Source organism: Micromonospora coxensis (genome assembly GCF_900090295.1).
Lineage (GTDB): Bacteria > Actinomycetota > Actinomycetes > Mycobacteriales > Micromonosporaceae > Micromonospora > Micromonospora coxensis.
Window position 1 is genome coordinate 4,337,517 of record NZ_LT607753.1, and the last position, 18,305, is coordinate 4,355,821.

At 72.2% G+C, this 18,305-nt stretch carries 18 protein-coding genes; 7 read left to right on the forward strand and 11 right to left on the reverse strand.

Annotated features, from left to right (window positions below; all coding sequences use genetic code 11):
- Positions 1 to 81: 81 nt before the first annotated feature.
- The 3 genes from GA0070614_RS19905 to GA0070614_RS19915 are packed head-to-tail and all read right to left on the reverse strand — an operon-like array spanning position 82 to position 2,808.
- Positions 82 to 1,815 (reverse strand): ABC transporter ATP-binding protein, encoded by a 1,734-nt coding sequence (locus GA0070614_RS19905; RefSeq protein WP_088977382.1) that lies wholly within the window; start codon positions 1,813 to 1,815, stop codon positions 82 to 84.
- Positions 1,809 to 2,330 (reverse strand): MarR family winged helix-turn-helix transcriptional regulator, encoded by a 522-nt coding sequence (locus GA0070614_RS19910; protein WP_088979535.1) that lies wholly within the window; start codon positions 2,328 to 2,330, stop codon positions 1,809 to 1,811. The genes GA0070614_RS19905 and GA0070614_RS19910 overlap by 7 nt, the downstream gene beginning before the upstream one ends.
- Positions 2,331 to 2,361: 31 nt before the next feature.
- Positions 2,362 to 2,808, reverse strand: coding sequence for a DoxX family protein (locus tag GA0070614_RS19915; protein ID WP_088977383.1), 447 nt, complete (start codon positions 2,806 to 2,808; stop codon positions 2,362 to 2,364).
- 86 nt (positions 2,809 to 2,894) lie between these two features.
- On the opposite strand from GA0070614_RS19915, the gene GA0070614_RS19920 reads away from it, so the two are divergent.
- The gene (locus GA0070614_RS19920; RefSeq protein WP_088977384.1) at positions 2,895 to 3,446 is read left to right on the forward strand and encodes a TetR/AcrR family transcriptional regulator; all 552 of its coding nucleotides are present in this window, start codon (positions 2,895 to 2,897) and stop codon (positions 3,444 to 3,446) included.
- Positions 3,447 to 3,763: 317 nt separating this feature from the next.
- On the opposite strand, the gene GA0070614_RS19925 is transcribed toward GA0070614_RS19920, so the two are convergent.
- Positions 3,764 to 4,306, reverse strand: coding sequence for a MarR family winged helix-turn-helix transcriptional regulator (locus tag GA0070614_RS19925; RefSeq protein WP_408630699.1), 543 nt, complete (start codon positions 4,304 to 4,306; stop codon positions 3,764 to 3,766).
- A gap of 56 nt (positions 4,307 to 4,362) precedes the next feature.
- On the opposite strand from GA0070614_RS19925, the gene GA0070614_RS19930 reads away from it, so the two are divergent.
- Positions 4,363 to 5,988 (forward strand): MFS transporter, encoded by a 1,626-nt coding sequence (locus GA0070614_RS19930; protein ID WP_088977386.1) that lies wholly within the window; start codon positions 4,363 to 4,365, stop codon positions 5,986 to 5,988.
- A gap of 154 nt (positions 5,989 to 6,142) precedes the next feature.
- Here the strand turns inward: GA0070614_RS19930 and GA0070614_RS19935 are convergent, their stop codons facing one another.
- Entirely contained in the window at positions 6,143 to 7,582 is a 1,440-nt protein-coding gene (locus tag GA0070614_RS19935) for a GuaB1 family IMP dehydrogenase-related protein (protein WP_088977387.1), read from the reverse strand.
- A gap of 249 nt (positions 7,583 to 7,831) precedes the next feature.
- The gene (locus GA0070614_RS19940; protein WP_088977388.1) at positions 7,832 to 9,583 is read right to left on the reverse strand and encodes an acetyl/propionyl/methylcrotonyl-CoA carboxylase subunit alpha; all 1,752 of its coding nucleotides are present in this window, start codon (positions 9,581 to 9,583) and stop codon (positions 7,832 to 7,834) included.
- A gap of 147 nt (positions 9,584 to 9,730) precedes the next feature.
- Between GA0070614_RS19940 and GA0070614_RS19945 the strand changes: the two genes are divergently transcribed.
- The 4 genes from GA0070614_RS19945 (at position 9,731) to GA0070614_RS19960 (ending at position 13,542) form a co-directional block, all read left to right on the forward strand.
- Positions 9,731 to 10,351: a PadR family transcriptional regulator gene (locus tag GA0070614_RS19945; RefSeq protein WP_088977389.1), complete on the forward strand. Its 621-nt coding sequence runs from the start codon at positions 9,731 to 9,733 to the stop codon at positions 10,349 to 10,351.
- A gap of 116 nt (positions 10,352 to 10,467) precedes the next feature.
- Positions 10,468 to 11,427 carry an ATP-binding cassette domain-containing protein gene (locus GA0070614_RS19950; RefSeq protein ID WP_088977390.1) on the forward strand — a complete coding sequence of 320 codons (960 nt, stop codon included), beginning with the start codon at positions 10,468 to 10,470 and terminating at the stop codon, positions 11,425 to 11,427.
- 17 nt (positions 11,428 to 11,444) lie between these two features.
- Positions 11,445 to 12,200: an ABC transporter permease gene (locus GA0070614_RS19955; RefSeq protein ID WP_088977391.1), complete on the forward strand. Its 756-nt coding sequence runs from the start codon at positions 11,445 to 11,447 to the stop codon at positions 12,198 to 12,200.
- Between the two features lie 58 nt (positions 12,201 to 12,258).
- Entirely contained in the window at positions 12,259 to 13,542 is a 1,284-nt protein-coding gene (locus GA0070614_RS19960; protein ID WP_088977392.1) for an MFS transporter, read from the forward strand.
- A 103-nt stretch (positions 13,543 to 13,645) separates the two neighbouring features.
- Here GA0070614_RS19960 and GA0070614_RS19965 read toward each other — a convergent pair whose 3' ends face one another.
- Genes GA0070614_RS19965 through mycP form a run of 3 tightly spaced genes read right to left on the reverse strand, consistent with a single transcriptional unit; the run spans position 13,646 to position 16,100 of the window.
- Positions 13,646 to 14,299 carry an O-methyltransferase gene (locus tag GA0070614_RS19965; RefSeq protein WP_088977393.1) on the reverse strand — a complete coding sequence of 218 codons (654 nt, stop codon included), beginning with the start codon at positions 14,297 to 14,299 and terminating at the stop codon, positions 13,646 to 13,648.
- A 9-nt stretch (positions 14,300 to 14,308) separates the two neighbouring features.
- Entirely contained in the window at positions 14,309 to 14,965 is a 657-nt protein-coding gene (locus tag GA0070614_RS19970; protein WP_088979536.1) for a Maf family protein, read from the reverse strand.
- Between the two features lie 10 nt (positions 14,966 to 14,975).
- Positions 14,976 to 16,100, reverse strand: a complete 1,125-nt coding sequence (gene mycP, locus GA0070614_RS19975) for a type VII secretion-associated serine protease mycosin (RefSeq protein WP_088979537.1) — start codon at positions 16,098 to 16,100, stop codon at positions 14,976 to 14,978.
- 867 nt (positions 16,101 to 16,967) lie between these two features.
- On the opposite strand from mycP, the gene GA0070614_RS31555 reads away from it, so the two are divergent.
- The gene (locus GA0070614_RS31555; protein WP_157745047.1) at positions 16,968 to 17,156 is read left to right on the forward strand and encodes a hypothetical protein; all 189 of its coding nucleotides are present in this window, start codon (positions 16,968 to 16,970) and stop codon (positions 17,154 to 17,156) included.
- Positions 17,157 to 17,511: 355 nt separating this feature from the next.
- On the opposite strand, the gene GA0070614_RS19985 is transcribed toward GA0070614_RS31555, so the two are convergent.
- The gene (locus GA0070614_RS19985; RefSeq protein WP_088977394.1) at positions 17,512 to 17,967 is read right to left on the reverse strand and encodes a hypothetical protein; all 456 of its coding nucleotides are present in this window, start codon (positions 17,965 to 17,967) and stop codon (positions 17,512 to 17,514) included.
- A 111-nt stretch (positions 17,968 to 18,078) separates the two neighbouring features.
- Positions 18,079 to 18,291, reverse strand: a complete 213-nt coding sequence (locus GA0070614_RS19990) for an acyl-CoA carboxylase subunit epsilon (RefSeq protein WP_088977395.1) — start codon at positions 18,289 to 18,291, stop codon at positions 18,079 to 18,081.
- Positions 18,292 to 18,305 lie beyond the last annotated feature (14 nt).

An 18,305-nucleotide genomic window follows, 5' to 3' on the forward strand; every position in this document is an offset into this window, starting at 1 on the left:
CGCCGCCCTGCCGGCCCGGGGGCAGCCGCTTCGGCGTCCGCGCCTCGGCGGCCGGCTTCTGATCGGGTACGCGCTGCGCGGTCACGCCGCCACCTCCGTGGTCTGCTGGGACGCCACGATCTCGGCGTACGTCGGGCAGTCGGCCAGCAGGTCCTCGTGCCGGCCCAGCCCGACGACGGCCCCGTCCTCCAGCACGACGATCTGGTCGGCGTCGACGATCGTGGAGACCCGCTGGGCGACGATCACCACGGCGGCGTCCTCGGTGACCGGCCGCAGCGCCGCCCGCAGCCGGGCGTCGGTGCCGAGGTCGAGCGCCGAGAACGAGTCGTCGAAGAGGTAGATCTCCGGCTTGCGGACCAGCGCGCGGGCGATGGCCAGCCGCTGCCGCTGCCCGCCGGAGACGTTCGTGCCGCCCTGCGCGATCGGGGCGTCCAGCCCGCCGGGCATCTGCGCCACGAAGTCACGGGCCTGGGCGATCTCCAGCGCCGTCCACAGCTCCTCGTCGGTGGCGTCCGGGTTGCCGTAGCGCAGGTTGCTGGCGACCGTGCCGGTGAACAGGTACGGCCGCTGCGGCACCAGCCCGATCCGCCGCCACAGCTCGTCGGGCTCCAGTTCCCGCACGTCCACCCCGTCGACCAGCACCGCCCCGGCGGTCGCGTCGACCAGGCGGGGGATCAGGGTGAGCAGGGTGGTCTTGCCGGCGCCGGTGGAGCCGATGATCGCGGTGGTCCGTCCGGGGCTCGCCCGGAACGAGATGTCGCGCAGCACCGGCGCGCTCGCCCCCGGGTACTGGAAGGAGACGCCGCGCAGCTCCAACTCGCCGCGCCCCTCGACCCGGGTCACCGGCCGGACCGGCGGCACCACCGACGAGTCGGTGTCGAGCACCTCGACGATCCGCTCGGCGCAGACCGCCGCCCGGGGCACCATCATCAGCATGAAGGTCGCCATCATCACGGCCATCAGGATCTGCATCAGGTACTGGAGGAACGCGGTGAGCGCGCCGACCTGGATCTGCTCGGCGTCGACCCGCTGCGCGCCGAACCAGAGCACGGCGACGCTGGAGACGTTGAGCACCAGCATGACGATCGGGAAGATCAGCGCCTGGAGCCGGCCGACCCGCAGGGCGGTGTCGGTGAGGTCGGCGTTGGCGGTCGCGAAGCGGTCCGTCTCGTACGGCTCGCGGACGAAGGCCCGGACCACCCGGATGCCGGTGATCTGCTCGCGCAGCACCCGGTTGACGGTGTCGATCCGGGTCTGCATGAGCCGGAAGCCCGGCACCATCCGCCGGATGACCAGGCCGAGCGCGACCGCCAGCACCGGCACGCTGACCAGCATCAGCCAGGAGAGCCCGACGTCCTCGCGCAGCGCCATCACCACGCCGCCGACGCTCATGATCGGCGCGGCCACCAGCATGGTGCAGCTCATCAGCACGAGCATCTGCACCTGTTGCACGTCGTTGGTGTTGCGGGTGATCAGCGACGGCGCGCCGAAGCGGGCCACCTCGCGGGCGGAGAAGCGGTTGACCTGTTCGAAGACATCGCTGCGGACGTCCCGCCCGAAGGCCATCGCGGTCCGCGCGCCCAGGTACACGGCGGCCACCGAGCAGACGATCTGCACCAGGCTGACCAGCAGCATCCAGCCGCCGGTGCGCAGGATGTAGCCGGTGTCGCCCCGGGCCACGCCGAGGTCGATGATGTCGGCGTTGAGGCTCGGCAGGTAGAGCGAGGCCATCGTGCCGACGAACTGGAAGAGCACCACCGCGAGCAGGGGCCGGTGGTACGGGCGGAGGTGGCCGCGGAGCAGGCGGATCAGCACGGCGGGCCCCCCGGCGTCGGCTGGTCGGGATCATGGAGTCGTGGGTTCAACCGGCTGTCCTCCCCGTCGGACATGCTCACGATCAATTCGGTCAGGAACTCCCGGATCACCGCCTTCTTCGCCGGGTCGGCGTCGACGGAGGTGAGCGGGGTGTCGCGGTGGATCAGGGCGACGAGCTGCCGCAGCTGCTCCCGTCCCCGGTCGGTGAGGGCGAGCTGCACCGCGCGGCGGTCGGCGCCGTCCCGGCGGCGGACGACGAAGCCGTCGCGTTCGAGGGTGTCGACGATGCCGGTGAGGGTGGCCGGGCGGACGAAGCACTGCTCGGCGACCTGCCGGTGGGTGGCGTCCTCCATGCCGGCCAGGGTGAACAGCACCCGCGCCCCGGCCGGGGTGAGGCCGTGGTGCTCGGCCAGGTAGCGCCCCCAGTGCTGGTCGACGAGGTGGCCGGCGACCGACACCAGGCGCCCGATCGGCACCTGGCGCAGCGCGTCCGGGAAGCGGATCAGCGGGTCCATCTGCACGGCGTACACGTTAGCCCCCAAATGGTCAGGGGCCAAACGAAATAGCGACGGCGACGGCGACGAAGAGGACCTGCAGCGCGGTGCGGGCCGCCAACGGGGTGACCGGCCGGCCGCCCAGGGTCAGCCCGCGACGGGCCGCCGAGACGTTCGCGGGGAACATCGCCACCATCAGCAGGGCGAGCGCGGCGGCAGCCCAGCGTGCGGTGGCCGGGACCAGCAGGGCCACGGCGCCGACCAGTTCCAGCACGCCGGTGACGGTGACGAGCAGGTCCGGGCGGGGGAGTCGCGGCGGGACCATCGCGATCAGGTCGGCGCGGCGCGGTGAGGCGAAGTGCGCGAACCCGGTCAGCGCGAACATCAGTGCCAGGCCTACCCGGAGCGCGGGGTGCCAGCCGTCGAGGGGGTCGACGCCGGTCAGGCCGGCCAGCCGGGCGAGGGCGGCGCCGACGACGAGGGCGATCAGTGGGGCCATGGGAACCTCCGGGAGGGGAGCATCTTGATAATGACAAGATATGCCCGGCGGTGGTGGTCTTGTCAATGCCAAGTTACGATCGCGCAATGACGAGCAACCGGCCGTACCACCACGGCGACCTGCGCCGCGCCCTGCTCGTGACGACGGCGGAGGCGATCCGGGAAGCCGGTCCGGCGGCGCTCAGCCTGCGGGACCTCGCCCGCCGGGCCGGCGTCTCGCACGCCGCCCCGGCGCACCACTTCGGCGACAAGGCGGGGCTGCTCACCGCGTTCGCCGTCGAGGGCTTCGAACTGCTCGCCGAGGAGCTGGGCCGGGCCGGCGACGACCTGCTGGAGGCCGGCGTGGCGTACGTCCGGTTCGCCGTCGAGCACCGGGCCCACTTCGAGGTGATGTTCCGCCCCGACCTCTACCGGCCCGACGATCCCGCGCTGGTCGCCGCCCGGGCCCGGTCCGGCGCGGCGCTGCACGGCGGGGTGGCCGCCCATCCGGCCGCCTCCGCCCCCGACCGCGACGCCCTCGCGGCCTGGTCGATCGTGCACGGCTTCGCCACCCTCTGGCTGGCCGGCGCCCTGCCGCCCGACGTGGGGGACGACCCCGAGACCACCGCCCGCGAGGTCATCCGCCGCCTCTTCGCGTGACCCCGCCGGCCACGGCCCGCAGGTGTTCCCGCCCGACGTGGCTCCCGCGCGGCCTGCCCGGGTGCGGTTCCCCGGCGCTTCGCGCGGCTCGGCCTGGATCTCGCGCGGCTCTGCCCGTAATCCCGCGCGGCTCTGTCTGAGATCCCGCGCGGCTCAGCCCGTGATCCCGCGCGGCTCTGCCTGAGATCCCGCGCGGCTCGGCCCGTCATCCCGCGCGGCTCTGCCTGAGATCTCGCGCGACCCCGCCCGGGATCCCGCTTCCGCCTCGCTCTTCCGGCACGCGCCGGATCCCGGTGTGGACCCGGCAGCAGGGGCGGTCAGTCCGGGCGCGGGCCGGAGCGCGGCTCGTCCGGCGCCGTCGCGACGTACTCGCGCATCACCGCGGCGACCTCGCGCAGGAACGCGGTGGTCGCGGCCGCCTGGTCGGGGGTGAGCCGGGCGACCGCCTGCTCGACCCCGGCGAGCATCGGCCGCAACGCCGCCAGCACCTCGTCGTGGGCCTGCGCGGTGACCTGGAGCGAGAGCCGACGGCGGTCGCTCGGGTGCGGTGCCCGTTCCACGTGGCCGGCCTGCACCAGGCGGTCGACCAGGGTGGTGGCCGAGGCGGAGCGGATGCCGAGCCGGTGGCCCAGTTCCACCGGGCCGAGCGGCACGGGGGAGGAGATCAGGTGGTCGATGGCCGCCGCGTCGGTGGTGCCGATGCCGAGCCGGCGGGCCAGCGCCCCCCGGGTGTCACCGGCGGCCCGGAGCACCTCGCGCAGGGCGCGGGCGGTCTCGCTGGTCGTCGGCGCCTCGCTGTACGGCCCTCGGCGCGACACGCCGGACGCCCCACGCTCACCGGTTGACGCCGCCCCCTGCACGGGTAAAAGCTAGCACCTCAGGTAGCTAGAAAATCTAGCTAGTCGAGGAGGCCCGGATGCGCGGCGACGGACGCGGCCGCTGGTGGGGACTGCTGGCCATCAGCCTCGGTGTCGCGATGATCATCGTGGACGCGACGATCGTGAACGTCGCCGTACCGCAGATCATCCGGGACCTGGGCATCACCTCCGCCGACGCGCAGTGGGTGCAGGAGGCGTACACCCTGGTCTTCGCGGCCCTGCTGCTGGTCGCCGGCCGCTTCGCCGACCGGGTCGGACGGCGGCGGATGTTCGTCGCCGGCGTGGTGGTCTTCGTCGCGGCCAGCGTGCTCGCCGCCGTAGCCGGCACCGGGGAGACGCTGATCGCCTCCCGGGTCCTGCAGGGTGTCGGCGGCGCGATGATGCTGCCCACCTCGCTCTCCCTGCTCAACGCGAACTTCACCGGCCGGGAGAAGGGCGTCGCCTTTGCCGTCTGGGGCTCCACCATCGGCGGCGCGGCCGCCCTCGGCCCGCTGCTCGGCGGCTGGCTGACCACCGAGTACTCCTGGCGGTGGGCGTTCGGCATCAACGTCCCGGTCGGCGTCGCCGTGGTCGCGGCCACCCTCGCCCTGGTCCGCGAGTCCCGCGACGACCGGGCCGAACGCGGCGTCGATTTGGTCGGCGCGCTGCTGTCGGTGATCGGCATGACCGGCATCGTCTTCGCCCTCATCGAGGGCCGCACCTACGGCTGGTGGGAGCGGGAGCGGCCGTTCCGCCTCTTCGGTCTGGACTGGACCGCCACGCTCTCCCCGGTGCCGGTCGCCGGGCTGCTCGGGCTCGCCGCGCTCGGCGTCTTCGTGGCCCAGCAGCTGCGCCGAGGCCGGGCCGGCCGTCCCGCCCTGCTCGACCTGTCGCTGTTCGGCATCCGCTCGTTCCGTAACGGCGTCCTCGCCGCCGCGATCGTCAGCCTCGGCGAGTTCGGGCTGCTCTTCGCCCTGCCACTGTGGTTCCAGAACGTCCTCGGCTACAGCGCCTTCGGCACCGGCGCCGCGCTGCTGCCGCTCGCCGTCGGCAGCTTCCTGGCCAGCGGGCTCGGCAGGCCGCTCACCCGGCGCTGGGGCGCCGCCCGGATGGTCCAGCTCGGGGTCGCCGCCGAACTGGTCGGCGTCGCCGGGATCGGCCTGGTCGTCGCGCCGGACACCCGGTGGTGGGCCCCGCTGGGCTTCCTCTTCGTGTACGGCGTCGGTGTCGGCCTGGCGACCGCGCAGCTCACCGGCGTCTCCCTCGCCGACGTGCCGGTGCAGCGCAGCGGACAGGGCTCGGGCATCCAGAGCACCGCCCGGCAGGTCGGCTCCGCGCTCGGCATCGCGGTGCTCGGCACGGTGCTCTTCGCCAGCCTGGGCGGCCTGCTCGGCGACCGCCTCGCCGACCGGCCGGAACTCGACGCGGCGCAGCGCGACCGGGTGGTCGCCGAGGTCAAGGACAGCGCCGGCGCGGCCATCACCGGCCTGGCCGCCGACCCGCGTACGGCGCCGATCGCCGACGAGGCGAAGGAGGCGTTCTCCGACGCCACCCGGTACGCCGCGTTCACCGCCGCCGGCTTCCTCCTGGTGGGCCTGCTCGCCTGCACCCGCCTGCCCCGATCCGAGCCCGCCCTCACGGACCCCCGCACCGTCCCCTCCCGCGAACCCACCCCCACCCACTGAACCCGACCCCGCCCCGCCCCGCCCCGGCTCGCCCCGCCCCGGCCCGGTGATCAAGAAGTTTGCGTCTGTCCAGGGGCCGTGACGTACCGCAAACCCCTTGATCACCGAAGCCGGGTGGGCCGGGGCGGGTGGGTTCGGGTGAGGTGGGGGGGGGTCACCAGCTGGTGGGGAGGGGCATGCCTTCGGTGTAGCCGGCGGTGCTCTGGACGCCGACCAGAACACGCTCGTGGAACTCGTCCAGGTTGCGCGCACCCGCGTACGTGAAGGCGCTGCGCACACCCGAGATGATCTCGTCGATCAGGTCCTCCACCCCCGGACGGGTCGGGTCCAGGTACATCCGGGCGGAGGAGATGCCCTCCTCGAAGATCGCCTTGCGGGCCCGGTCGAAGGCGCTGTCCTCGGCGGTCCGCGCGCTGACCGCCCGCGCCGAGGCCATCCCGAAGCTCTCCTTGTAACGCCGCCCGTCCGGCTCGGTGTAGAGGTCGCCGGGGGACTCGTAGGTGCCGGCGAACCAGGAGCCGATCATGACGTTGGACGCGCCGGCCGCGAGCGCCAGCGCCACGTCGCGCGGATGCCGTACGCCACCGTCGGCCCAGACGTGCCGGCCCAGTTCGCGGGCCGCCGCCGCGCAGTCCAGCACGGCGGAGAACTGCGGCCGGCCCACGCCGGTCATCATCCGGGTGGTGCACATCGCGCCCGGTCCGACGCCGACCTTCACGATGTCCGCGCCGGCCTCCACGAGGTCACGGACGCCCTCGGCGGTCACCACGTTGCCGGCCGCGACCGGGACACCCGGGTCGAGCGCGCGGACCGCCCGCAGCGCCGAGATCATCCGCTCCTGGTGGCCGTGCGCGGTGTCCACGACCAGGGTGTCCACCCCGGCCGCCAGCAGCGCCTCGGCCTTGCCGGTCACGTCGCCGTTGATGCCCACCGCCGCCGCGATCCGCAGCCGGCCCCGGTCGTCCACGGCCGGCCGGTAGAGGGTGGCGCGCAGCGCGCCCTGCCGGGTGAGCACCCCGATCAGGCGTCCGTCGGCGTCCACCACGGGCGCCAACCGGCGTCGCCCCGCGGAGAGCCGGTCGAAGCCGGTACGCGGGTCCGCGTCCGCCGGCACCGTGTGCAGCTCGGTCGACATCACGTGCCGTAGCTGGGCGAAGCGGTCCACCCCGACGGTGTCCGCCTCGGTGACCACGCCGACCGGGCGGTTCGCGTCGTCGACCACGATCACCGCGCCGTGCGACCGCTTCGGCAGCAGGTGGATGGCGTCGCCGACGGTGTCGGTCGGGCCGAGCGTGATCGGGGTGTCGTGCACCAGGTGCCGCTGCTTCACCCAGGCGACCACGGTGGCGACCACCTCGATCGGGATGTCCTGCGGGATCACCGCGATCGCGCCGCGCCGGGCGACGGTCTCGGCCATCCGCCGGCCGGAGACGGCGGTCATGTTCGACACCACCAGCGGGATGGTGGTGCCCGTGCCGTCGCCGGTGGACAGGTCGACGTCGAGCCGGGAGCCCACCTCGGAGCGGGCCGGGGCCATGAAGACGTCGTTGTAGGTCAGGTCGTGCGCGGGGACCGCGCCATGAAGGAACCGCACCGGGCCATCATCCCTGCTCCCACCCGCTCCCGCCCCCGCTGGTGCCCCAAACCACCCCTCCCCTCCCACCCCACCCCACCCCACCTCCCACTCCGCCCCGCCTCCGCCCCACCCCGGCCTCCGGGCGCACTTACAGAGAAAGAGTGGCTATCCGGCCTGGGATAGCCACTCTTTCTCTGTAAGTGCGGACGTCGAGGGGGAGGGCGGAGGGTGAGGGGTGGGAGGGCGGAGGGGGAGGGGGAGGGAGGGTCAGGCGATGGTGCAGATGGGGGCGCCGGCGGTGATGACCGCGCCCACCTCGGCGGTGAGGCCGCTGACCGTGCCGGACTTGTGGGCGTGCAGGGGCTGCTCCATCTTCATCGCCTCCAGCACCACGACCAGATCGCCCTCGGCGACGGTGTCCCCCTCCGCCACAGCGATCTTGACGATGGTGCCCTGCATGGGCGAGGCGAGCGCGTCGCCGCTGACCGTGGCACCGGCCTTGGCGCCACCGCCCCGGCGGGCCGGCTTGCGGGCGGCGGGCGAGGCGGTGGTCGTACCCCCGCCGTAGCCGGCGGGGAGGCTGACCTCCAGCCGCTTGCCACCCACCTCGACCACGACGGTCTCGCGCTCGGCCGGGCCCTCGACGGCCCCGGCCGGCGCGGTGAAGGCCGGCACGGTGTTGTCGAACTCGGTCTCGATCCACCGGGTGTGCACGGTGAACGGCGCGGCGGTGAACGCGGGGTCCCGGACGACCAGGCGGTGGAAGGGCAGCGCGGTGGCCATGCCCTCGACGACCATCTCGTCCAGTGCCCGGCGGGCCCGCTCGATCGCCTCGGTACGGGTCTCGCCGGTGATGATCACCTTGGCCAGCAGCGAGTCGAAGTTGCCGCCGATGACGTCGCCGGCCGAGATGCCGGTGTCGACCCGGACGCCGGGGCCGGTGGGCAGCCGCAGCGCGGTGATGGTGCCCGGGGCGGGCAGGAAGTTGCGGCCCGGGTCCTCGCCGTTGATCCGGAACTCGATGGCGTGCCCGCGCGGGGTCGGGTCCTCGGTGAAGCGCAGCTTCTCGCCGTCGGCGATGCGGAACTGCTCGCGGACCAGGTCGATGCCGGCGGTCTCCTCGGTGACCGGGTGCTCCACCTGGAGTCGGGTGTTGACCTCCAGGAAGGAGATGGTGCCGTCGGCGCCGACCAGGTACTCGACGGTGCCGGCGCCGTGGTAGCCGGCCTCCCGGCAGATCGCCTTGGCGCTGTCGTGGATCTGCCGGCGCTGGGCGTCGGTGAGGAACGGCGCGGGGGCCTCCTCGACCAGTTTCTGGTGCCGGCGCTGCAACGAGCAGTCCCGGGTGCCGACGACGATGACGTTGCCGTGCTGGTCGGCGAGGACCTGCGCCTCCACGTGGCGGGGCTTGTCCAGGTACCGCTCGACGAAGCACTCGCCCCGACCGAACGCGGCGACCGCCTCGCGGGTGGCCGACTCGAACAGGTGCGGGATCTCCTCCATCGTGCGGGCCACCTTGAGCCCGCGCCCGCCGCCGCCGAAGGCCGCCTTGATGGCGACCGGCAGGCCGTGGTCGACGGCGAAGGCCATCACCTCGTCGGCGTTGCCGACCGGGTCGGGGGTGCCGGGGACCAGGGGAGCGCCGGCGCGCTGGGCGATGTGCCGGGCGGTGACCTTGTCACCCAGGTCGCGGATCGCCTGCGGGGTGGGGCCGATCCAGGTCAGCCCGGCGTCGATGACGGCCTGGGCGAAGTCGGCGTTCTCCGAGAGGAAGCCGTAGCCGGGGTGGACGGCGTCCGCGCCCGACTTCCCGGCGACGTCGATCAGCTTGTCGATCCGCAGGTAGCTGTCGGCCGCGGTGTCGCCACCGAGGGCGTACGCCTCGTCGGCGAGGGTGGCGTGCAGGGCGTCCCGGTCGGAGTCCGCGTAGACGGCGACGCTGCCCAGCCCGGCGTCGCGGCAGGCGCGGATGACGCGGACGGCGATCTCGCCGCGGTTGGCGATGAGTACCTTGCGCACCTTGAGGGCTCCTCCCGGAAGGTCGTTGACCGGGAGTGTATCGGCCACGCTGGACCCCCTAACGATCGCTCAGTGTGGGATGTGGCACTGTTCCGCCGGCCGTTAGTCAAACTTGTTTATTACGCTTGGCGGGTGTCTGCGACTCGCATGATGATTCTCGGCCTGGTCCGCTGGATGCAGCCGGTGCACGGCTACGACGTGCGCCGGGAGCTGCTCAGTTGGAACGCCGACAAGTGGGCCAACGTGCAGCCCGGATCGATCTACCACGCCCTGCGCAAGCTCGCCGAGGAGGGCCTGCTGCGGGAGGTGGCGACCGAGCAGGTCGGCGCCCGCCCGGCCCGCACCACGTACGAGGTGACGCCCAAGGGCGAGGACGAGTTCGAGGGACTGCTGCGCGCCCAGTGGTGGCAGGTGCACGAGACGCCCGACCCGTTCGTGGCCGCCTTCTCGTTCCTGCCCGCCATGCCGCGCGACGAGGCGGCGGCGGCCCTGCGCAACCGGGCCAACCTGCTGCGCGCCGGGGTCGAGTCGATGCGGGCCTCGCTGGCCTCCGACTGGGTGCGCGACACCAAGCCGGTGCACGTGGGCTGGATGTTCGAGTTGTGGCTGGCCCGGGCCGAGGCGGAGATCGACTGGTGCGGGCGGATCGCGGAGCGGATCGACTCCGGAGTGTCGTACCTGCCTGCTGGGCTGGCCGGGGCGGAGGACTGGCCGGGGTGGACGGACGGGGCGGCGCGACAGGGGCAGACGCGGAATAATCAACGTTGACCAAAAAAGTTATATCGCGTTAGCCTGCTCGCGGGACACACGGGGGAACGCGCCGTCCCGGCGCCGTTCCCGGGGGAGGGTGGCCGGTGCGGCCGGCCGGACGACCAGGAGCAGACATGATCGAGACCAGGGGGTTGCGGAAGTCCTTCCGCTCCCGCGCCGGTCGCCAGATAAAGACGGTCGACGCCGTACGGGGGGTGGACCTCCAGGTCGCCGAGGGGGAGATCTTCGGTTTCCTCGGCCCCAACGGCGCCGGCAAGACCACCACCCTGCGGATGCTCGCCACGCTCATCGAGCCGGACGGCGGCGAGGCCACCATCGCCGGGGCCGACCTGCGCAAGGACCCGGCCGAGGTGCGCCGCCGGATCGGCTACGTCGCCCAGGGCGGCAGCACCTGGGACGAGTCCACCGCCCGCGAGGAGCTGGTGCTGCACGCCCGGATGTACGGCATCGGCAAGGCCGACGCGCACCGCCGCGCCGCCCGCGCGCTGGACGCCTTCCAGCTCACCGAGTACGCCGACCGCAAGTGCAAGACCTACTCCGGCGGGCAGCGCCGGCGCGTCGAGATCGCCCTCGGCATCATCCACGAGCCGAAGATCGTCTTCCTGGACGAGCCCACCACCGGGCTGGACCCGCAGAGCCGCGCGCACATGTGGGACGAGATCCGCCGGCTGCGCACCGAGGGCATGACCGTCTTCATCACCACGCACTACCTCGACGAGGCCGACGCGCTCTGCGACCGGATCGCGATCATGGATCACGGCGAGGTGGTCGCCGAGGGCACCCCGGCCGAGCTGAAGCGGGAGATCTCCGGCGACGTGGTGCTGGTCGGCCTCGACCTGGCCACCACCCCGCAGGCCGCCCAACTGCTCGACGGCGAGGAGTACGTCACCAAGCTGGAGACCCTCGACGAGGGCGGCGTACGCCTCTACGTCGAGGAGGGCGCCACCGCCATCCCGCGGCTCCTGCGCCGACTCGACTCCGCCGGGCTGGCGCTCAGCTCCATCGAGCTGCACCGCCCCAGCCTCGACGACGTCTTCCTCACCAAGACCGGCCGCTCGCTGCGCGAGTCCTGAGAAACCGGAGACCGCAGATGAAACTCGCCCGCGACACCTGGCTGATCTTCCAGCGCCAGTTCCAACTGCTGTTGCGCAACCCGGTCTGGGTCTTCGTCGGCGTCTTCCAGCCGGTGATGTACCTGCTGCTCTTCGCCCCGCTGCTCAAGCCCGCGCTGAACGCCCCCACCCAGGCGGCGGCGTACAAGGTCTTCGTACCCGGCCTGCTGGTGCTGCTGGCCATCTTCGGCGGCCTGTTCCAGGGCTTCGGCCTGATCGCCGAACTGCGCGCCGGGGTGATCGAACGCTCCCGGGTCACCCCGGTCAGCCGGCTCGCCCTGCTGCTCGGCCGCTCCCTGCGCGACGTCGTCTCGCTGATCGTGCAGGCCGTCATCATCACCCTGCTGGCGCTGGCGTTCGACCTGCGCGTCTTCATCGGCGACCTGCTGCTGGCGTACCTGATGCTCGCCCTGATCGCGCTGATGACCTCGGCCGTCTCCTACGGCGTCGCGCTCAAGGTCAAGAGCGAGGACGCGCTGGCCCCGCTGATGAACACCGTCGCCCAGCCGGTGCTGCTGCTCTCCGGCATCCTGCTGCCGCTCACCTTCGCCCCGGGCTGGCTCCAGGGCGTCGCCGAGTGGAACCCGTTCTCCTGGGCGGTCGACGGCACCCGGGCCCTCTTCGCCGGCAACCTCGGCGACGACAAGGTCTGGCAGGGGCTGACCATCATCGCGGTGCTCGCCGCCGCCGGCGTCTTCTGGGCCGCCCGGCAGTTCGCCCGTAGCGTCCGCTGACGAGACCTGGCTCTCACCGGGGGCGGGGCGCCGGCCGCGCGCTTGTAGCGTAAGGCCGGTGCCCCGCCTCACCCATGACAGGACCACCTGGTTGGCCTACGCCCAACTGGGCCTGTGGGGCTTCTTCCTCTACGGGTTCGGTCCCGTCGTACCGCTGCTCCGCGACGAGCAGGGCACCAGCGCCGCCGTCGCCGGCCTGCACAGCACCGCCATCGCGGTCGGCGCGCTGCTCGGCGGCGCGATCTTCGCCCCGCTCGCCCGACGGATCGGCCGGGCGGCGGCGATCTGGTCCGGGCTCGCCGGGGTCGCCGTCGGCGTCAGCGCGTTCGGCACGCTCCGGCCGCTGCCGGCCACCCTCGCCGCCGTCGCGGTGATCGCCACCGCCGGCATGATGGTGATCAGCGGGGTCGCCGTCGTCCTCACCGCCCGGCACGGCCCCGCCGCGCCGGCCGCGCTGACCGAGGCCAACGCCGCCTGCGCCGGCATGGGCATCCTCGCCCCGCTGGTCATCGGCGCGAGCGTCGACGCCGGGTTCGGCTGGCGGCCGGTGATGGCCGTCGAGGTCGGGCTCATCGCGGCGCTCGCCCTCGTCGCCCGCCTCTCGCGGGTACGCCCGCCGCAGGGCGACTCCGCTGCCGCGGCTCCCGCCGGCCCGGTCGGGGTGACCGCCCCGGCCGCCGCCGCTCCCGGTTCGCCCTCGGCCGGCCTCCTGCCCGCCGAGCGGGCCGGCACGGGGAAGGTGCGTGTCGGGCGGCTGCCCCGGGCGTACTGGATCGCCTGGGTGCTGATGTCGGTCACCGGCTCGATCGAGGTCTGCCTGTCGCTGTGGACCGCCGACGTGCTGCGTACCCATGCCGGGATGTCCGCCGGTGGCGCGTCCGCCGCGGTGGCCGCGATCGTCTGCGGCATGTTCCTCGGCCGGATCGCCGGCGGCCGAATCGCCCTGCGCTGGCCGCCCGCCACGCTGCTGCTCGGCGCGCTGACCGTCTCCCTCGTCGGGTTCGCGATCTTCTGGCTCGCCCCGGTCGGCTGGCTCGCCGTCACCGGACTGGTGGTGCTGGGGCTGGGCAACGCGCTGCACTACCCGCTGGCCATCTCCATCGCGCTGGCCGCGGCCGGGCCCGCCGCCGACAAGGCAGCCGGTTGGGCGTCGTACTCGATGGGGGTGGGCTTCGGGATCGCGCCGGTGGCGCTCGGCGCGGTGGCCGACGGGGTCGGACCCCACCTGGCCTTCCTGCTGCTGCCCGGCTTCATCGCCGCGGCCCTGCTGCTCACCGTGCGGCTGTCCCGCGCCCTGCGGGTCGCGGCCCCGACGGACGACCGTGAGCCCGTCCCCGCCTGACGCTCCTCGCCCCACGAGCCGATGATCGACTCCGTGTCGCCGGGGTGGCGGGGGCGGGACGCGGGCGACCCCACCGATTCGGCGACACGGAGCCGATCTGCCGTCAACGCACCCGGGCCAGGGTGACCCCGTCGGCGATCGGGAGCATCACCGCCTCGACTCGGACGTCGGCCAGCACCTCGTCGTTGAAGGCGGCGATCGCCCGGTCGTCGGCGTCGCGCGGGGCGAGCACCCGACCGCCGCGCAGCGTGTTGTCCACCGCGATCACGCCGCCGGGGCGCATCCGGGGCACCAGCTCGTCCCAGTACACCGGGTAGCCGGTCTTGTCGGCGTCGATGAACGCGAAGTCCAGGTGACGCTCCAGCGGCAGTTCGCGCAGCGTGTCCCCGGCCGGGCCGATCCGCAGCTCGATCCGGTCGGCGACACCCGCCCGCTCCCAGTACCGCCGGGCGATGCCGGTGTACTCCTCCGAGATGTCGAAGCAGGTCAACCTGCCGCCGTCCGGTAGACCACGGGCGATGGCCAGCGAGGAGAGCCCGGTGAACGTGCCCACCTCCACCGCCTGCCGTACGCCGAGCAGCCGGGTGAGGAAGGTGAGGAACGCCGCCTGCTCCGGCGCCACCTGCATCACCGCCTGGTCGGGCAGAGCGGCCATCGTCTCCTCGGCCAGGTCGCGGACGATCTCGTCCGGCGACGACCCGTGGGAGACGAGGTACGCGTGCAGTTCCGGTGTCAGCGGCAAGGGCTTGGAGGTCATGTCCGGACGCTAGCCGAGATGGGCGACCTCCTGGCCCCCCGGCGCGACCTTCGTCCACAGGTCCGTGATGTCGAGTTCCAACTCGCCGAGCAGCCGGCGCAGCATCGGCAGCGAGAGACCCACCACCGTGCCCGGGTCGCCCTCGATCCCGGTCAGGAACGCCCCGCCCAACCCGTCGATGGTGAACGCCCCCGCCACCGCCAACGGCTCCCCGGTCGCCACGTATGCGGCGATCTCGTCGTCGCTGATGTCGGCGAAGTGCACCACCGTCGACGCCACCGCCTCCGCCCGGGCCTCGTGGGTCACGTCCACCAGGCAGTGCCCGGTGTGCAGCACCCCGCTGCGCCCCCGCATCCGCCGCCAGCGGTCCGTCGCGTCGGCGGCGTCCGCCGGCTTGCCCAGGATCTCCCCGTCGAACGCCAGCACCGAGTCACAACCCAGCACCAGGGTGCGCTCGTCCGGGGTGGCGCGCAGGCGGTCCAGCACCGCCAGCGCCTTAAGCCGGGCCAGTTCCAGGCACAGATCCTCGGCCCGGTCGCTGACCACCTGGGACTCGTCGACGCCGCTGACCAGCACGTCGGGTTCGATCCCGGCGGCCTGGAGGAGCTTGCGGCGGGCGGGACTCTGGGACGCGAGAACGAGGCGCAGTGGCAGGGAGTTCGGCACGTCGCCGACGCTACCGGCTGATCCGGGGCGGCGGGTCGTCGGCACGGCGACGGCGACGCCAGATGAGGTAACCGCCACCGGCGGCGGCGATCACGCCGAGCGTGACGAGACCACGAGCGGTCGCTGCGTCGTCGCCGTCACCACCTGCGGGGACCGTGGGTGCAGCGCCGTCAGGTGGTGGGGTGACCGTCGACGACTCGAAGCCCAGAGGAGGTACGTCGGCGGTGAGCGCGGCGACGAGGTCGATGACTCCGTAGCCGTACTCGTCGTCACGGCCGGGTGGGCCCTTGTCGACAGCGGTGGCAGTGAGCCGGTGTGCGACTTCGGCGGCGGGCAGGTGAGGGTACTTGGAACGTATGAGAGCGGCAGCTCCGGCAACAATTGCAGTGGCGCTAGAGGTTCCTGTGCCCTTGGAATACTTCGCGCCATAGCTAGTGCTGTAGATATCTACCGCCGGAGCTGCGACGTCTATCTTTGCGCCTCTAACCGATATTGTCGCGTGTTCTCCGAGATGGTCGACTCCGCCTACGCCGATTACTCCTTCCTCTGAAGCGGGGTACCCCACATTGAGGTCTTCTGGGCTATTTCCTGCCGCTGCAACAATGACAATATTTGCCTGTAGTGCGCTTCTTACTGCTCGCTGCAGTCTTGGGCTAGCTCCAGCGACCGCTGAGATGCTTATAACATCTGCGCCTTGCGATGTTGCCCACTCGACGGCGGCAGCGAGGTCTTCTGTGTCTCCATGATCGTTGACTAGCTTGGTCCTTATAGGCAAGACCTTCGCCTTGGGGGCGATCCCTAGGGCACCAGATCCTGGCTCTCTTCCATGGGCAGCGATCAATCCTGCCATCGAAGTGCCGTGGCTGTCCTTGTCTTGTCGGCCATCTCCGCTGCCGCCCGGGATCAAGTCTCGCCCAGCAAGCAGATTACCTATCAGATCGGGGTGGGGGGCCACGCCGGTGTCCGGTACCGCTACCGTGACTCCATCGCCTTGGCTGATCCGGTGTGCGTCAGTCACGCGAAGAAATCGCAAGTGCCACTGATCGCTGCGCACTCGCTTCTCGGGCGGGGGTTGTGGCGAGGCTTGTGCCGCAACGACCGAGGTAGGGGTACCTACAGTCAATAGGGCGACAATTGAGACAAGGAGCCCACCTGACCGAGTGGTCACTTTTGGAAGCCGATAGCTGGACCCGGGTCGATGGGTCCGTCCTCGTCTGGCGGAAGGACCACGGGGCTCACTCCCTCGTCTGTCTCCCAGGGATTGTCCGGATCCCAGCGCCGTGACTCGCCGCCCACCTGCTCTTGGCGAGCCGGCCTCCTTCCCGTTGTGTTGCCGATTCCCTGACCCCCGCCTCCCATACCAGGGCTGCCCCCGATTGGATGCAGGCCGGGCATGCTGCTTAGTTGTCCGCGACCTCCGCCGGGGCGAGACCCAGCGGCTCCCGTGGGTGCCGTCCCGGCGGCCCCACCGCCGATTACTCCGCCGACTGGGTTGACGCGTCGAGGCGATGTACCTCCACCTGGCTGCCCCAGTGGTAGACCGGGGACGCCGCCGATCAAACCTCCTGGGTGTACTGGTCGAGAAGGGAAGGCGCGAGCAGAGTTAGAGCCCTGATTGGTGCTTCCCGGGCCCGAACGGGTGGCCGGTCCTCGTAAACCGCTATTTCCGCCGCTTTGGCCAATTGGCAGCCCGAGGCTGGATGCAGGCCCAGGGGTGGACGTGGAGCTTCCTGGGCCTCCTGGCAATACGCCCGGCTGGCCAGATGCGGGTGGATGGGCTAAGCCAGTGTTTGCTCCGCCGAGGACGGGGCCAACGCTTGGCGCGCCTTGGATGGGAACCGGTGCGGTCGCCTTACCCGCGCCATTCACAGACCGGTTCTCGGTTGAGACTGCAAGAGGTACAGGAATAACCGGAGGGATAAGTGGAGCAGGGCCGACAGCGTAGGCATCAGGGTTTTCGATTTGCCTACCGGGAGTGGGCCTCGGCGGCGGCTTTTGGAGCATGACCTGGGCCTGTTGTAGTTCGCCGCTCAACCCGAACATGATCCCGCGGGCCTGCGAGTTCAACTGCTCCAGATCCGCGTCCGTCACCGGCGGCTTCGTCGTACGGTTACCGGCCAACGCCTTTGGGTCGGTGATCATCTCCTCGTACGAGCGCTTCTGCGCCAGCTTCGTCGCGTACTGCTCGTAGAGGGTCTTGACCTGCGGCCGGGCGCTGTCGATGGCGCGGGTGGCGGCGGCGAGCGCGTCGTGGTTGGCGGCGGCGGTGTCGTGGGTGCGCTGCACCTTCTCGATGAGCTGGTCCAGTTCGGCCAGGTACGCCCGGGCGGCGGCGTTGGTCTCCGGCGGCCACGCCTCGGCCAGGCCGCGGCGGTACTCGTGCAGCCGCCGCATGTGGTTCATCGCGAGGTCGCACACCTTGCGCCAACCGGCGACCTGCTTCCAGTGCCCGCTGGTGTCGTGGTCCTGGAGGCAGGCCCACATGCTCTGCACGTCCATCAACTGCCAGTCGGTGAGGCCGGACGTCCGGCCGCCGCCCCGTTCGATCACGGCAGCACCACCGGCCCCCGGTTGTCCGGGCCGGTGGGGTCGGTGAGGGCGGCTCGGCCGTGCGGCAGCACGGCGTACGGGCGGGCGAGCGCCTCCCGTACGTCGCCGACCCGGGCGGCGGCGAACGCGTCCGCGCCCTCGTACTCGGAGGCGATCTTGCCGGCGGCGCCGGCCAGGTGGCCGGTCGCCCCACCCAGGTCCCACACCGTGTTGGCGGTGGCCTGCTGGGTCTCGTGGTGGGCGCGCAGGAACTGCACCAGTTCGATGAACGCGTCGCACGGGTCGGGAATGGCGGCTGTCATGTCGTCCGCGATGTAGGACAGGTGCGGTGCGTAGTTGCGGTCGACCTCGGCCTGGAGCCGGTCGGCGAACTCCCGCATCTGGCGGATGTCGGCTTCGATGCGGTCGTTGTCGCGCAGCCAGGAAGCTGGGCGGTCCTCCTCAGGGATCATCGATCCTCCCTACCCGTCACGGCCCCGTTCCCCTGAGTGAGGTTAATGGGTTCCGCGCGATCTCGGCAGCCCCGACGAGGAGGGACGAACCGGGCCGCGTACCCGGGCGGGTCAGCGCGGCAGGCCGGAGGAGCGCCACGCGCCCGGGCCGACGCCGGGGGTGGCGGCGGCGGGGCGCGCGCTGCGCGCCCAGGTGGAGACGGCCGCCGGCGCGGGCGCGGCGACCGGTCGGGACCGGGCGACGATCGCGCCCACCAGCGCGGCCAGTTCTTCGGCGGTCGGGACTCCCCGGACGACCCGGAACAGCGGCTCTTCGGCAGACATGCCGTCAGCGTACG